The sequence below is a fragment of the Marinifilum fragile JCM 15579 genome (assembly GCF_001310955.1).
Taxonomy (GTDB): domain Bacteria; phylum Bacteroidota; class Bacteroidia; order Bacteroidales; family Marinifilaceae; genus Marinifilum; species Marinifilum fragile.
Map to the genome: position 1 here is coordinate 266645 of NZ_BAZX01000003.1, position 16284 is coordinate 282928.

At 35.1% G+C, this 16284-nt stretch carries 13 protein-coding genes; 7 read left to right on the forward strand and 6 right to left on the reverse strand.

Annotated elements, in window-relative coordinates:
* Positions 1-110 precede the first annotated feature (110 nt).
* Positions 111-1430 (forward strand): M16 family metallopeptidase, encoded by a 1320-nt coding sequence (locus JCM15579_RS04435; RefSeq protein WP_054716431.1) that lies wholly within the window; start codon positions 111-113, stop codon positions 1428-1430.
* A gap of 46 nt (positions 1431-1476) precedes the next feature.
* Positions 1477-3540, forward strand: coding sequence for an insulinase family protein (locus tag JCM15579_RS04440; RefSeq protein WP_172677358.1), 2064 nt, complete (start codon positions 1477-1479; stop codon positions 3538-3540).
* A gap of 309 nt (positions 3541-3849) precedes the next feature.
* Here the strand turns inward: JCM15579_RS04440 and nadD are convergent, their stop codons facing one another.
* From nadD to JCM15579_RS04465, 5 genes are all read right to left on the reverse strand, one after another.
* Complete coding sequence (gene nadD / locus JCM15579_RS04445; protein ID WP_054716285.1) at positions 3850-4431, reverse strand: nicotinate (nicotinamide) nucleotide adenylyltransferase; 582 nt, start codon at positions 4429-4431, stop codon at positions 3850-3852.
* Between the two features lies 1 nt (position 4432).
* Complete coding sequence (gene gmk, locus JCM15579_RS04450) at positions 4433-4999, reverse strand: guanylate kinase (RefSeq protein ID WP_054716288.1); 567 nt, start codon at positions 4997-4999, stop codon at positions 4433-4435.
* Positions 5000-5082: 83 nt separating this feature from the next.
* On the reverse strand, positions 5083-5961 hold the full coding sequence (locus JCM15579_RS04455) for a YicC/YloC family endoribonuclease (protein ID WP_172677359.1): 879 nt from the start codon (positions 5959-5961) through the stop codon (positions 5083-5085).
* Between the two features lie 69 nt (positions 5962-6030).
* On the reverse strand, positions 6031-7371 hold the full coding sequence (locus JCM15579_RS04460) for an MATE family efflux transporter (protein WP_054716292.1): 1341 nt from the start codon (positions 7369-7371) through the stop codon (positions 6031-6033).
* Between the two features lie 82 nt (positions 7372-7453).
* The gene (locus JCM15579_RS04465) at positions 7454-9319 is read right to left on the reverse strand and encodes an ABC-F family ATP-binding cassette domain-containing protein (RefSeq protein WP_054716295.1); all 1866 of its coding nucleotides are present in this window, start codon (positions 9317-9319) and stop codon (positions 7454-7456) included.
* A gap of 132 nt (positions 9320-9451) precedes the next feature.
* Here JCM15579_RS04465 and nth point away from each other — a divergent pair, with 132 nt between their 5' ends.
* Entirely contained in the window at positions 9452-10108 is a 657-nt protein-coding gene (gene nth / locus JCM15579_RS04470; RefSeq protein ID WP_054716297.1) for an endonuclease III, read from the forward strand.
* Between the two features lie 28 nt (positions 10109-10136).
* Here nth and zupT read toward each other — a convergent pair whose 3' ends face one another.
* Positions 10137-10961 (reverse strand): zinc transporter ZupT, encoded by an 825-nt coding sequence (gene zupT / locus JCM15579_RS04475; protein ID WP_054716299.1) that lies wholly within the window; start codon positions 10959-10961, stop codon positions 10137-10139.
* Between the two features lie 158 nt (positions 10962-11119).
* Between zupT and fdxA the strand changes: the two genes are divergently transcribed.
* The 4 genes from fdxA to JCM15579_RS21775 all read left to right on the forward strand — a co-directional run bounded on the left by fdxA (position 11120) and on the right by JCM15579_RS21775 (position 16272).
* Positions 11120-11290: a 4Fe-4S ferredoxin gene (gene fdxA / locus JCM15579_RS19995; protein WP_083464524.1), complete on the forward strand. Its 171-nt coding sequence runs from the start codon at positions 11120-11122 to the stop codon at positions 11288-11290.
* A 568-nt stretch (positions 11291-11858) separates the two neighbouring features.
* Positions 11859-14843 (forward strand): SusC/RagA family TonB-linked outer membrane protein, encoded by a 2985-nt coding sequence (locus JCM15579_RS04480; RefSeq protein WP_054716302.1) that lies wholly within the window; start codon positions 11859-11861, stop codon positions 14841-14843.
* Positions 14844-14911: 68 nt separating this feature from the next.
* On the forward strand, positions 14912-16069 hold the full coding sequence (locus JCM15579_RS04485; RefSeq protein ID WP_172677360.1) for a RagB/SusD family nutrient uptake outer membrane protein: 1158 nt from the start codon (positions 14912-14914) through the stop codon (positions 16067-16069).
* A gap of 53 nt (positions 16070-16122) precedes the next feature.
* A complete protein-coding gene (locus JCM15579_RS21775) occupies positions 16123-16272 on the forward strand; it encodes a RagB/SusD family nutrient uptake outer membrane protein (protein ID WP_262493483.1) in 150 nt (49 codons plus the stop codon).
* The last annotated feature ends 12 nt before the right edge of the window (positions 16273-16284 follow it).

Below are 16284 nucleotides of genomic sequence, written 5' to 3' on the forward strand. Positions count from 1 at the left end.
GTAGTTTATCCAAAAAAATTGATATTGGAGATTTAATCATTTAATATTGTTTAGCAGTTTTTAGATTCTAATAGAATCCAATTAATAATGTAAAACAATATCAAATGATGATGAAAAAGCTTCTACTACTTTCATTGCTAGTTGTATTTGGTCTGGCAAGTGGCTTTTCCCAAAATGGAAAAATTGAGTTCGAAGAGTATGATTTGGACAATGGCTTGCACGTTATTTTGCAACAAGATCATACTACACCAAACATTGTAGTTTCGGTAATGTACCATGTAGGTTCGAAGAACGAGAATCCTGAACTTACTGGTTTTGCACATTTCTTTGAGCATTTAATGTTTGAAGGAACAAAAAATATTCCTCGTCACCAATATGACAAATATGTGTCAAGAGCAGGTGGTGAATTGAATGCGAATACTTCTACTGATAGAACCTATTACTTTGAAATGCTTCCATCAAACCAATTGGCATTGGGCTTATGGTTAGAGTCGGAAAGAATGTTGCATGCAAAAGTTGAAGAAATTGGAATTAAGACGCAAAAAGGTGTTGTAATTCAGGAGAAGAAGCAGCGATATGATAACCCTCCATATGGTACAATTTTGCCTCAAACAATGGCTCATGCCTACGAAAAGCATCCATATCGTTGGACTCCAATTGGAGATGAAGAACACATAAGTAATGCAAAGGATGAGGACTTCGTGAACTTTTACAAGGAGTTTTATGTGCCAAATAATGCTGTATTAACGATTTGTGGAGATTTTGACAAAGCTGAAGCTAAAAAATTAGTAAATGATTATTTCGCTGAAATTCCTAAAGGAACCAAAGAAATCTACCGTCCAAATATTGAAGAGCCTAAAAAGACTGCTGAGGTTAGAGATACAGTATTTGATAATATTCAATTGCCTGCAGTTATTCAAGCATATCACATTCCTGCAGTTGGAACTCCTGATTTTTATGCAGTGGATATGTTATCAAAATTGATGACTGATGGAAAGAGTTCTCGTCTTTACAAAGAATTGGTTGATAACCAACAAAAAGCAATTCAGTTAATGGCTTTCCCAATGCCTTATGAGGATCCAGGTTTGACCCTTGCTTTTGGTATTCCAAACATGGGAGTAGATCCAAAAGCTTTAGAGGATGAAATGGACAAACAGTTTTCTGTCGTAAGAGACGAATTAATCTCAGATCGAGAATTCCAAAAGCTAAGAAACAAAATTGAGAACGAGCTTGTAAGTTCTAATGCAACGATTGCCGATCGTGCAGAAAACCTTGCTACTTCTTATACTTATTTTAAAGATACAGAAAGAGTAAACAAGGAGCTTGAAAAATATTTTGCTGTAACAAAAGATGACATTAGAAATGTTGCTAAGAAGTATTTTGTTCCAGAGAACAGAGTTGTTTTGTATTACTTACCAAAGCAGAAATAATATAGAAGTTCTTAATTGAAATTTCCAGAAAAGAAAATATATGAAAATGAAAAACTTATATAGATTTTTTGCACTTGTTGTAGTTGTATGTTTTGTATTTACAGCTAGTGCTCAGGTTGACCGAACAAAAGCTCCTAAGGCGGGTCCGGCTCCAAAAGTACAATTGGGTGATTACGATAGTTTTACCCTTAAAAACGGAATGAAAGTATTGGTTGTTGAAAACCATAAGTTACCTCAAGTTGGTTTTGCAATCTCGTTGTTAAATGATCCTATTGCTGAAGGTGACAAGGCTGGTTATTTGTCGATTATGGGGCAACTTCTTGATCGTGGTACAGCAACAAGATCTTCAAAGCAAATTGCTGATGAAATTGATTTTATTGGTGCTGAATTGGGAGTTTCTTCATCAGGAGTTGATGCTGGTGGTTTGTCCAGATATAAGGAACAAATTCTTGAATTGATGGCTGATGTGTTGTTGAATCCAACTTTTCCACAAGAGGAATTTGATAAAATCGTAAAACAAACTTTATCAGGTTTGGAAGCCAATAAAACAGATCCTAAATCAATGGCAGGAAATATGAGAAGCAAAGTGCTTTATCCTGCCAATCACCCTTACCGAGATGTTGTAACAGAAGAGACTGTTAAGAGCATTACTATTGATGATTGTAAAAAGTACTACGAAACCTATTTTAAGCCAAATAAAGCATTAATGGCAATTGTTGGTGATATTACTGCCAAAGAGGCTAAAAAGTTGGTTAAAAAGTATTTTGGAGAGTGGGAAGATACTGAAGTTCCAAGTCATTCTTATGAAATGCTTGCAAAAATGGAAGGTAAGCGTGTAGTATTGGCAAATAAAGATGCTGCTCCTCAGTCTTTGGTGAGAATCTACAACTCATTTGAATTGAAGAAAGGTAATCCTGATGTGATTCCAGCATCAGTTATGAATGCAATGTTAGGACGTGGTTTTTCTGGATTATTAATGAAAAATTTGCGTGAAGATAAAGCATATACTTACGGTGCAGGCTCTAGATTATATTCAGATAGATTGGTTGGTGGTTTTTACACTAGTTCAGAAGTTAAAGCTGAAGTAACTGATAGCGCTTTAATGGAAATGGTTGTTGAAATGAATCGAATCAGAGATACGAAGTTGACTCAAGATCATTTGAATATGACCAAAGCAACTATGGCAGGTGACTTTGCCAGATCTCTTGAAGATCCAGGTACTATTGCAAGATTTGCAATGGCTATTGAACGTTACAACTTGCCTTCTGATTATTATGCAACTTATCTTGAAAAATTAGATAAAGTTACTTTGGAAGATGTTCAGGCAATGGCTAAAAAGTATGTTGATCCTAATAACGCAGTTTACTTGGTTGTTGGTGATAAAAAATACAAAACGAGATTGGCAAAGTTAGATTCTGATGGTGAAGTTGAAGAATATGACTACAAAGGTGATATCGTAAAAGAAGATCCTAATGCTATTCCAGAAGGATTGACCTGTAAATCAGTAATTGAAAATTACGTTGCTGCAATTGGAGGTCGTGATAAGTGGGAAGCTGTAAAAGACATTAGCATCAAAGGAGAAATGAAAATGGGTCCAATGAGTATTAATGTTGAGACGGCACAGAAAAACAATGAGAAATTCTGTATGAAAATGACCATGAATGGCCAGGTAATGCAAGCAATGTATTACAATGGGATTGCTGGTAGAGTAGTTGCACAGGGGCAGGAAATGGCAGCCAATGAAGCACAATTGGTTGGATTTAAACAACAAGCACAAATGTGTCCTGAACTATCTATGGAGAAATTAGGTTATGAAATGGAACTTGTTGGTGCTGAGAAAGTAGATGGTGAAAAAGCTTATAAACTGGAAATTAAAGACCCACAAGGAAATTCAAGATTTGATTTCTTTAATGCCAATACAGGTTTGAAAGTTAAGACCGTTGCACAGCAACAAGGCATGAGCATGATCATGTTGTACAAGGATTACAAAGAAGTTGATGGCGTGAAGTTTCCATTCCAAACCATTACAAAGATGGGACCACAGGAAATGCCTTTAACCATTAAAGAATTGCTTGTAAACAAAGGTGTGGATGATTCAATTTTTAACTAACAAGATTAGATAATATATTTAAAGAGGCTGCAATTGTAGCCTCTTTTTTTGCATGAAGACTTTTTGAATAAGGCTTTTAGATAGTGTTCTATTTACTTAGAACTAAATTTTAGAAAAATAATTTAAATTTCCTTTGCAGATTAAAAATAATGTCTACCTTTGCACTCCGATTCGGGAGTGTAGTGGTTAGGCACGTTGAACGAATCGACATTTCAATATGAATTGTATAAGGTTTTAGGGTTAAAGTTTCGTATTGGAAATCATTTTGGGTTAGAAAAAGGCAGGTGGGGACCTGCCTTTTTGTTTTTATCATTTTTCGTAGAAGTGCATCTCTTTTAAGTAACTGTATGCCGCCTCAGGCATAAAATATGGAATATCTTTCTTCTCCTTTATAGCCTCTCTAATAAAGCTTGATGATATTTCCATAAGCGGTGCATTCACCAAATGAACAGTTCCTTTTAACTCAACTTCTTTATCCTTAAATCCAGGCCTTGGATACACATACAAATCATGTTCCTGCAGAATTAATTCGTAGTTTTTCCACTTTTCGAAATTTTTCAGGTTATCCGAACCCATAATTAAAGAAAACTCATACTCGGAGTATTTCTCTTTTAAATAAGTAAGCGTATCAATTGTATAGGACGGTTTAGGTAAACCAAATTCAATATTTGAGGCTTTCAACTTAGGATATGTCTCAATTGAGCGATTTACCAACTCTAACCTGTGATAATCGTTAAGTAGACTTGTTTTTTGCTTAAATGGGTTTTGTGGACTTACGACAAACCAGATTTGATCTAAATCGGAGTATTCGGCCATGTAATTTGCAATGGCCAAATGTCCAATGTGAATTGGATTGAACGATCCAAAATATAATCCAATTTTAAGCCTCATATTATTTTTTTATGAATTCGCTTAAAGTATTTTCTGCTTCTTGTAAAGCATCCTCAAGCTTGTCGTTAATAATTACCTTATCAAACTGATCTGCAAATCCCAATTCAAATTGAAATTTTTTAATTCGTTCAGCAATTACTTCTTTGCTATCAGTATTTCTTCCTCTTAACCTTTTTTCTAATTCTTCAATTGATGGTGGTTGAATAAAAACAGCCAAAGCATCATCTTTGTAGTATTTTTTGATGTTCACACCACCTACAACGTCAACATCAAAAATAACATTGTTGCCTTTATTTCTTATTCTTTCAATTTCACTTTTTAGAGTGCCGTAAAAACATCCTTCGTACACTTCTTCCCACTCCAAAAATTCATCATTTTCAATTTTTTGTTTGAATTCCTCGGTGCTTAAGAAGTAATAATCCTTACCATGTACTTCCTTGGCTCTGCTGGCACGACTGGTTGCTGAAACAGAAAATTCAAGTTTAAAATCCTGTTCAAGTAAATGACGAACAATGGTTGTTTTACCTGAACCACTTGGAGCTGAAAAAATGAATAATTTTCCTGACATATTTAATTTGTATGTTGTTTTAAAATTATAAAAAAGCGCAGAGTTTTGACCCTACGCTTCTATTGAATTTCGTTTTTTATATCTTATAAGACGTTTAGGAGCTGTTCTTTTATCTTCTCCAACTCGTCCTTCATCTGAATCACTATTTTTTGAATATCAGAATCGTTTGCTTTCGATCCCAAAGTGTTTATTTCTCTACCAATTTCCTGAGCGATAAAACCTAATTTTTTGCCAATTGAATTGCCATTGTTAGCCGTTTCAATAAAGTATTTGCAATGGTTTGCCAAACGGACTTTTTCTTCGGTAATATCTAGTTTTTCAAGATAATAGATAATCTCCTGCTCGAATCTGTTTTTATCTACATTTTGTTTTTCAACAAATTCTTTCAAGTTATCGTTGATTCTTGTTTTAACAGTTTCGATACGTTTTGATTCGTATTGAGGAACCTTTTCCAATAGTTTTTCAATATTGGAAATTCGTTCAAATATATCCGCTTGTAAAGCATCTCCTTCTTGCTTTCTAAATGAGTTTAGATCAGCAACAGCCGATTTAAATCCTGCAAAAATTTGGTTCCATTCTTCTTCATCCAGCTCTTGATGCTCTGTTTTTAATGCATCCGGAAGCTTTACGATAGTTTGAAGAATAGGTTCTTTATCCATAGGAATACCTAATTCTGAAGAAAGTTCAGTAAGTTGTTGATAGTAAGCTTCAACAATTGGTTTGTTTATTTTAGTATCTTTATCGGTACCAACACTCTCTATAAAAACAGATAGTTCAACTTTACCACGTTCAAGTTGATTTTTGATTTCGTTCCTAAGAACCAAATCCTTTTCTTTATAAAGGTTAGGAATTCTGGTATTTATATCCAGCTGCTTGCTGTTTAGAGACTTAATTTCGATGGAAACCTTTTTGTTTTCCAATTCTAGAGTGGCTTTACCAAAGCCGGTCATCGATATTAACATATACGAAATATTTATTTTCGCAAAGGTAAGAGATTGAAGTGGAATTACAAACTAATTGGATTGTAGGAATCAAGCTTTGTTAGGTACAACGGATTTACTTTTCCATTTTCCTGTCAAATAATACAAATAGGAAAGAAGAGCTCCCATTGACCATCCAATTGGAATTGACCACCAAATTCCTGTTTCTCCAATTTTTGCAGAAAGAAAATACGCAACAGGAATTCTTATAATCCATAAAGAGAATAAGGTTATGAACATTGGTATTAATGTATCACCTGCTCCACGTAATACCCCGTTTGTTGTGAATAGAGTTGAAAATAACAAGTAGAAGGAACTTACAATGATTAAGTACTTTTCGCCAATTGCAATTACGTTGGGATCGGTGGTAAACATTTTCATAAGTTGACTTCCGAATATCACAATAATGGCCGTCATTAAAATGCAGAACAGATTTGACATTAAAAATGTTGCTTTAAATCCTTTTCGTACTCTTTCAATTTTGTTGGCTCCCAGGTTTTGACCAACGAATGCAGCTACGGCTTGAGAAAAGTTCATGGCTGGCATCATGGCTAGCGAATCTATTCTACCAGCGGCAGTGTAAGCTGCTATGACATCGGTACCAAAGGTATTTACAATTCCAAGCAAGGCCATCATTCCAAGAGCTACAAATGTGTGTTGAATACCCGATGGCAAACCAATTTTTAAACTCTTAATGAAAAGATCTTTATCAAAAGCGAGTTTTGACAGAGAAAATTTCATGATATTATGTGTGCGATTAAGGTATAAGATGCCAGTAACAAATGCACCTCCTTGAGCGATTACCGTTGCCCAGGCTGCACCTGCAATTCCCCATTTAAATACCATTACAAACAGTACATCAAATAGGATATTAAAAAGCGATGCAAGGATTAAAAAATAGAGAGGAGTTTTAGAATCTCCCAAACCTCGTAGAACCGAACTTGTTCCGTTAAACCCAAAGAACAGGATCATTCCTGCCATATAAATGTCAAGATAAGTAGTAGCCTGAGGGATTAGCTCTTGGGGCAATTGTAAAAGAAGGAAAAGCACTTCGCTATAGTAAATGCCAAATATTGACGCAAAAAAACCTGCTACGAACAGGAATATATACATAGTATCGATGGATTTTTTTACGCTGTTGATATCTTTTGCTCCATAAAATTGTGATATAACAATAGAGAAACCAGAACCAATTCCTATTAACAATGCAATTAGTGTGAAAATGATTGGAAATGATGCACCTACAGAAGCTAAGGCCTCTTTGCCCAAAACTTTACCCACAATAATGCTATCAACAACATTGTATAGTTGTTGAAATACATTTCCCAATAGCATTGGTAGCGTAAAGTTGAAAATTAACTTGGTTACGTTTCCGCTTGTAAAATCTTTCATTCAGCTTTTTTGTAGGGTTACAAAGCTCTCAATTTTATCATCATTCTCAAAAAAAATACAAATGTTTAACAGTGGTTAACAACTAAGCTCGTTCACTTAATTCTAGCCAACGCATTTCTTTCTCATCAATCAAATTGATCACTTCTTCAATTCTGCTAGCTTTTTGCAATAATTCATCATTTGTTAATGTGCCAGAGCTCATTGCGGTTTCCAATTCCTCTTTTTCGGTATTTAATGCTTCTAAATCAACTTCCAATTGCTCAAATTCACGTTTTTCGTTAAAAGAGAGTTTTTTAGCAGTATTATTGGACTTTGGTTTTTCTTTTTTAGGTTTTGCAGGTTTTTCAATTTTCTTGAGCTCTTTTTCCTCTTCATCAATTGTATCTCGGTAAATTGTATAATTTCCCGGGAAGTTTCTGATTTTTCCCATTCCTTCGAAAGCAAACATCTGGTCAACTACTTTATCCATAAAGTAACGGTCGTGAGAAACAATGATTAAGCAACCTTTAAAGTTCATCAGGTATTCCTCCAAAACATTAAGAGTCATGATATCCAAATCGTTTGTAGGCTCATCCAAAATCAGGAAGTTTGGATTTTTCATTAAAACCGTCATCAAATACAAACGACGTTTTTCTCCACCACTTAATTTTGATACATAGTTGTATTGGGTTTTTGGTGGAAATAGGAAATATTCCAAAAACTGAGATGCCGACATCACTTTGCCATTACCAAGATCAATAGATTCTGCTATATCTTTTATTACATCGATGATTCTCTCATTTTCATTGATTGTAATTCCATCCTGTCTGTAATAACCGTACACAACGGTTTCGCCGATTTCAATTGAGCCCGAATCAGGTTCAAGATTTCTGGTTATGATGTTTAGAAAAGTAGATTTTCCTGTTCCATTTTTACCTACAATTCCAATTTTTTCTCCACGTTGAAATTTGTAACTGAAATCTTCAAGAATTTTTAAATCTCCAAAGCTCTTGTACAAACCTTCCAATTCCAGAATTTTCTTTCCCAATCGAGCTGATTTAATATCCAGCTCCATGCTATCTTCTTTGAAACCAGCTGCTGCTTTTTTCTTAAGATCGTAAAATGCATCAATACGATATTTTGCCTTTGTTCCACGCGCCTGAGGCATTCTTCGCATCCATTCTTGCTCTGTTTTTAATAGTTTTTGAGCTTTTCCAACTTCAGCATTTATATTTTCAATTCTTTCAGCTCTCTTCTCAAGATAATAGGAATAATTGCCTTTATAGGTATAAATGGAATTTGCATCCATTTCAATGATTTCATTACAAACTCGGTCCAAAAAATAACGATCGTGAGTAACCATCAGCAAAGTTCCTTTCGACTTGTTCAAATACTCCTCCAGCCATTCAATCATCTCCAAGTCCAGATGGTTGGTTGGCTCATCCAAAATCAAAAAGTCAGGGTCTGTAATTAATACTTTTGCCAATCCAACTCTCTTTTTTTGCCCACCCGAAAGTTGTCCTACTACCTGATCGAAATTGGTAATTTTAAGTTTAGATAGAATTTGCTTGACTTTATTCTCGTAATCCCAGGCTTTGTATTGATCCATTTTCTCGAGAATCTCAGTCATTTTTTCCTGATCATTCGAATTAATTGCTTCTTCATATTCTCTGATTACAGAAAGTACAGGATCATCGGAGTTAAAAACTTCGTTAAGAACAGTATTGCTGTTTTCCAGATTGGGGTTTTGTTGTAAGTAGGCAACTTTGATATCATTGCGAAAAATTACATCTCCAGAATCTTGAGAGTCGATTCCTGCAATAATATTTAGAAGAGAAGTTTTTCCGGTACCATTTTTTGCAATTAATGCAATTTTCTGACCTTGGCCAACTCCAAAACCAATGCCTTCAAATAATGTTAGATCTCCGTAACTTTTGCTTAGGTTTTCAACCTGTAAATATGATATCATTGTGTTCTTTGCTAAAATTGTGATGCAAATTTAAGAATAAGTATCTCAATACTTACTTTTCTACAAGCAAATAAGGTTTTTCGTTAGAGTTTATTAATTTCGTTAGCTCGCAATTGTAAAACAGAATTAACTATGCGTAAGAAAGAAAGATTTGAAAAAATAATAGCTTGGTTTCAGGAGAACATGCCAATTGCTGAAACTGAATTAAATTATACCAATCCCTACGAATTATTGGTTGCCGTTATATTGTCAGCTCAATGTACCGATAAAAGGGTTAACCAGATTACACCTCCATTATTTGAAAAGTATCCCAGTGCATTTGATTTGTCTCATGCAACTCAGGATGATATTTTTGACTTGATCCGATCATGTTCGTATCCAAATAATAAGGCAAAGCACTTGTTAGGAATGGCAAAGATGTTGGTAGAGGATTTTAAGGAAGTGGTTCCTGATGATGTAAAAGAGCTACAAAAACTTCCGGGAGTTGGAAGAAAAACTGCGAATGTAATTGCATCGGTTGTTTACGATAAGCCTGCAATGGCGGTGGATACTCATGTTTTTAGAGTTTCGGAAAGACTAGGGTTAACAACCAAGTCAAAAACGCCATTAGAAACAGAAAAGGTTTTGGTGAGTTATATTCCGGAGGAATTGATTGCTACAGCTCATCATTGGATAATTCTTCATGGAAGATATGTTTGTTTGGCTCGAAAACCCAAATGTAAATCATGTGGATTAAAGGAATATTGTAGATACTTCCAAAGAGAAGAAAAGAAGAAAGAAAAGAAATAAAAAAAGCCTCGTTTGAGGCTTTTGTATTTTAAAGAAATAATAAGAGACTTACTGCCATTACTGCCATTCCGGCTATCAATCCATATATTGCATTGTGATGTTCTCCATATTCTTCTGCTGTTGGTAATAGTTCATCTAAGGAAATGAACACCATAATTCCTGCAACACCTCCGAACAATACGCCAAAAATTGTATTGTTTAAGCCTAGCAAAGAATAGATAAGAATAAATCCTATTAAAGCTCCAATAGGCTCTGCCAAACCAGAAAGAAATGATAGTAAGAATGCTTTTTTCTTGCTACCTGTAGCATAATAAATTGGAACGGAAACGGCAATTCCTTCAGGTACGTTATGAATTGCGATGGCAACAGCAATTGGAACAGCAATTGTTGGATCGGCAAGAGCTGCAGCAAAAGTCGCTAATCCTTCAGGAAAGTTATGAATTGCAATGGCTAATGCAGAGAATATACCCATCCTCATCAATTTTTTGTTTTTGATATTTGTCTCATCAATGTCTTCAATCTTTTTAACCTCATGTGGGTTTTCAAAAGAAGGAATTAATTGATCTATGACTGCAATAAATAAAATGCCACCAAAGAATGAAAGTACAGTATACCAAGTTCCTGCAACTTCGCCATGATCTGTGATTAAAGCATCTTTTGCTTTCTGAAAAATCTCAATAAGAGATACATAAATCATTACACCGGCTGAAAATCCTAAGGATAGAGATAAAAATTTGGTGTTGGTCCGCTTTGCAAAAAAGGCTATAGCACTTCCTATACCTGTAGATAAACCTGCAAATAATGTCAAACCAAATGCTATTAATACTGTTGTTGAAGAATATTCGAATTCCATGTATTGTTTTTTAGTCTGTTTAATTGTTTTGATGGAGTAAATATAATGATTAATTGGAATAATTCTAAATAAGAATTTAGGATATTAACATCTTGTTTTGATTGAAACCAAATTGTAATTTTAATTACAAGTGATTTATCAATTAAAAACGAATTGTTATGGCTTACATTATATCAGATGACTGTACCGCTTGCGGTTCTTGTATCAATGAATGCCCTGTTGATGCAATATCAGAGGGAGATATTTATGTTATCGATCCAGATACCTGTATTGACTGTGGTGCATGCGCAGAAGTATGTCCTGTAGAGGCTATTTCAGAAGCTGATTGATTTAGCTAAATGACTGAATACTTGAGAGGAACCTAGCTAGGTTCCTTTTTTATTTTTGTTTTTAATGAAAAAAAATCATTAAATTGATAGGGAATTTGATCAGAAGATCATCTTTTATATAAGGGACCTTAATTTTTAACTTTAAACAACATGTCAAATTCTGTAGGGGAAATTGCTTTGTTGTTATTAATTCTACTAACGAAAAGAATCTTTAAAATGAAGTTACTATCTGTAGAATTCAATAAACATTTTTATTAACATCAAATTAGTTTTATAATTTGATTTGTTATTGAATCCTTTTTTGTCGACAGTGGGATTCAATAAACTGACCTAACTCTCTGTTCGCCTTAAGCCCAAATCCACCACCATTTATTGTAATTGCATAGCCTATATGGCTTTGTAGAGAGGTGTTACGTTCAATTTAGACTAGACTATTGTAGTTGTAGGTGTATTACTGCACACGCTATTTTATATGGTTTGAATTAGCATTTGTGTTTTAAGGATTGAAAAATTTTATCGGGTGCAAGTCCGATCCTTACTGATGTAATTCTAACAAAAAATGAAATTTATGAAAAGACTGATATTTATTGTTTGTGCTATTATCATGTCTACTCAATTGATAAGTGCTCAAACAAAGCAGGTTTCAGGTACAGTAACAAGTGCCGATGATGGCATGGGAATGCCCGGAGTTTCGGTCGTTATTAAAGGTACAACCTCAGGAACCAGTACTGATATTGATGGAAAATACTCAATAGAGGTCAAGTCATCTGACATTTTGGTATTTAGTTTTGTTGGTATGGTGGCTCAGGAAATACCTGTAGGTAGCCAAACTGTTATTAATGTAACTTTAGAAACAGAATCAATTGGAATGGATGAGGTTGTAGTTGTAGGTTATGGCACGGTTGATGAGAAACGCTTGGTGCAAAATGTTGCTGTAATTGATGAAGAAACATTGGAAAATTTAACAGCTACATCTTCTCAGGAACTGTTACAAGGTCGAGCTTCAGGTGTACAAATGACACAATCTTCAGGTGTACTTGGTGCATTTTCCGTTGTTCGTGTGCGTGGTGTAGGATCTTTAACAGCAGGTTCTTCGCCATTGGTTGTAGTTGATGGAGTTCCAATGAATGATGGTGCAGACTTTAACTACACGAATACACAAGGTGGTAACACTGGATTGAATACCTTAATTGATATCAACCCAAATGATATTGAGTCGATGAATGTATTAAAAGATGCATCAGCAACCGCCATTTATGGATCTAGAGGAGCTAATGGTGTTATTATCATTAAAACAAAGAGTGGTTCATATAAACAAGATGCTACTGTAACAGCAGATTTCTATACTCAATGGACCGAATCAACAGATGAAATTGATATGACAAATGCTGATGAATATAGACAGTATTTGGTGGATATAGGAGATGCTTCTAGTGTTGATGAATTGCCACAAGGATCATTCGATTGGCCTTCTGCGGTAACACAAACGGGTTTTTCTTATAATGCTGATGTTTCTGTTCGAGGCGGATCTGAACGTATTAAATACTATTTGGGAGCAACTTATTCTGATCAGGAGGGATTTGTTGTTGGGAATGAAATGCAACGTATTGGAGGTCGTTTAAATTTTGAAGTGAAAGCTAAAGAATATCTAAATATTGGTGCCAACCTAAATGTGAGTCAGAATAAGATTGACCGTGTGGGATTGGAGAATTCTACATTTGCTCCAATGACTTCAGCTTACCTCCAATATCCTTGGGTAGAGCCATATGATGAAAATGGAAATTATATAAACACAGGTTTTATTGCTAATGTAATTGCAATAGAGGATCTAGATCTTGATGATGTAGTCTCGAAAAGAAGTTATGGAAATTTTTATGCAGAATTAGATATTATCGATGGGTTGAAGCTAAAAACCGATTTTGGTTTTGATCAACTCTCAGTAGAGGAAACCGAACGTTCATATGAAATTAATTCATCAGGAGGATATGGTTCTAACAGAATTGTTGAGGATTCAAAATGGTTGACTACAACTACGGCGAGTTTTGATAAACTAATTAATGGAATGCATAGGGTTACAGCATTAGGGGGTATATCTTATGAGGAATCTACTTTAGGAAGAACTTGGGTTGAAGGATCTAATTTTCCTCTTGATGCCTTACGAAATGTGGAGTCTGCTGCAGAAAAAACAACAACTTCGCATATTCGAAACCAATGGTCATTATTCTCACTTTTCTCCAGAATTGGATATAGTTATGCTGGGAAATATACTTTTGAGGGGTCGTTAAGACGAGATGGATCTTCTCGATTTGGACCAGAGAATAAATACGGTACATTCTGGTCTGTTGCTGGTGGTTACGCAATTTCTGAAGAGGAATTTATGCAGGATGCAATACCTGGATTGGACTTCTTAAAACTTACTGCAAGTTATGGTGTGTCAGGTAATGATAAGATAGGATATTACCCTTCATTTTTCCTATATACAGCTGGTGCAGATGGAAACTATAATGGTAATCCGGGTTTGGTTCCAGACCAGGCTGGTAATGAAGGTTTGAAGTGGGAGGAAAATAAGTCATTAGATCTTGGATTAAGATCTCGTTGGTTAAATGGTAGATTAAGATTTGATGTGACGTATTATCGTAAGGACATTTCTGATTTGTTAATTAATCAACCACTAACCTATATTACAGGATATGATGCAGTTGCTAAAAATGTTGGTGAAATGCAAAACAGTGGTTTTGAATTTGATATTAATGCTACAATTGTTAAAACTCCTGAATTGGAATGGAGTGCCAACTTTAATATGACTACTGTTAAAAACGAAATTACTGCTTTACCTAATACAAGTACAGATGTAAATGGATCTAACTTTATTGCAGGTACAAGTGCACAAAGAGCAGTAGTAGGAAAATCAGCAAATGAATTCTATTTAATTAGATATTCAGGAATTAACCCTCAAACTGGAGATGCTGAATGGTTGACTGCAGATGGAGAAAAAACAACTGACCCAGGTGATTCTGACCGTGTTTATGTTGGTAGTGCACAACCAGATTTTTTTGGAGGATTTAGTACTACATTAAAATACAAGGGCTTCGATTTGAGTGGTTTCTTTAATTACAGTTCTGGAAACAAGATTATGGTTGATGGCTTTAGATTTACAGATCGTGCAACAGCTACCTTTAATATTCGTAAAAAAGTATTGAATTATTGGAAGCAGCCTGGCGATAATGCTTATGCCCCATCACCATCAAGTTCTACAGCTGGTATTTTTGCTCAACGATCAGATTTATTCTTATTTAATGCATCATACTTACGCATGAAGAACTTAACCTTAGGATATACACTACCTGAGTCAACCCTTAATTTAATGGGTGGATTTATTAAGTCTGCTAGATTCTATGTTACCATGAATAATGTGTTTACCATTAAGAGTAATGATCTTGAAGGTATTGATCCAGAAGTTACGGATGATACCGATCCTCTTGCACAAGGAGAGACTTTCTTTACGCCTCCTCAGTCTAAATCATACATTCTTGGTTTAAGAGTAAGCTTTTAATAATGTTGAACCTAATTCTTAAAAAAATGATGAAAAAAATTAAATATATATTACCAATATTTTTCACAATGCTATTAGTTATGGCGTCGTGCGATAATGATTTGGATTTGGTACCGGAAGATGATGTATCACAAGATGTTATTTTTACAACAAGTCAGGGAGCAGAATTAGCTGTAATGGGGTTGTATAGTAAATGTCAGGATGATGATGTATTAAATGGTACTCCACAATCAATGGGAGAGTGGCATGCTGATAATGTTAGATTTGTAGGATCTTTCCCAACTTTCTTGCAAGTAAGAGATTTTACAATACTTGCAAATAATACTTCAATTGAAGAAGTTTGGAGAGACTGCTTTGAAGTTGTAATGGCCGCTAATTTTGTTATTGATGGTGTGCCAGCTTTAGATGAACCTGGTTTTGAAGAAGCAGATAAGAATGCCTTAATTGCAGAAGCAAGATTTATTCGAGCATTGATCTATTTTAATATGGCCAATTGGTTTTCGGCACCATATCAGCTTTCTAATGGTTCAAACGACTGTTTGCCTATTGTAGATTTTATTTTTACTGGTAGTACAACAGAGTTTGAAATTCCAAGATCTAGTTTAAATGATGTACATGCATTTATTGCTGCAGATTTGGACTTTGCTATAGCAAACTTAACAGGAACAGATCGTACTTTGGCTACAAGAGGAGCCGCTCAAGCACTGAGAGCCAGACTGCACCTATATAGAGGTGAATGGTCGGATGCGGCAACTTTAGCTAATGCAGTAATCAACGATACTAATTTTGAATTAGCCGAGGATTATAGTTTCTTCCAAAACGAAGGTTCCAAGGAACATATTTTCACTTTGGTTAACACTGCGGCAGATGGACAGAATAGTGGAGAAGGATTTTCTGGATTATACAATCCATCACCAGAAGGACGTGGAGATGCTCCTTTCTCTGATTATTTAATTAATGCGTATGATACTGATAATGACTTGCGTTTTACAACTCTTACGGAGCAAGGTACTGATGCTCAGAATACAATTTCGTTCTTTACTACAAAATACGTTGATGGAATAACCAACGCTGATAATGCACCAGTAATAAGAATTACAGAAATGTACTTGACAAGAGCAGAGGCTAACTTCAGAGCAGGAACCTCAACAGGTGAAGATCCTTTAGATGACATTAATACTCTTAGAGATCGTGCTGGTTTGGCTGATTTATCTTCGTTGAGCTAGATGATATTTTAGAGGAAAGAAGAAAGGAACTTTGTTTCGAGGGGCATAGAAGAATGGATCTTTTAAGAAATGAACAGGGTTTAAGACCTGTAGGAGATCCAAATTTTTCTGCAGCCGCATTTGGTGCTGGTAAAACAGTTTGGCCTATTCCAACACGAGAAAGAGATTTGAATCCATTATTTTCCCAAAATCCCGGATATTAATTTCCCGTGTGG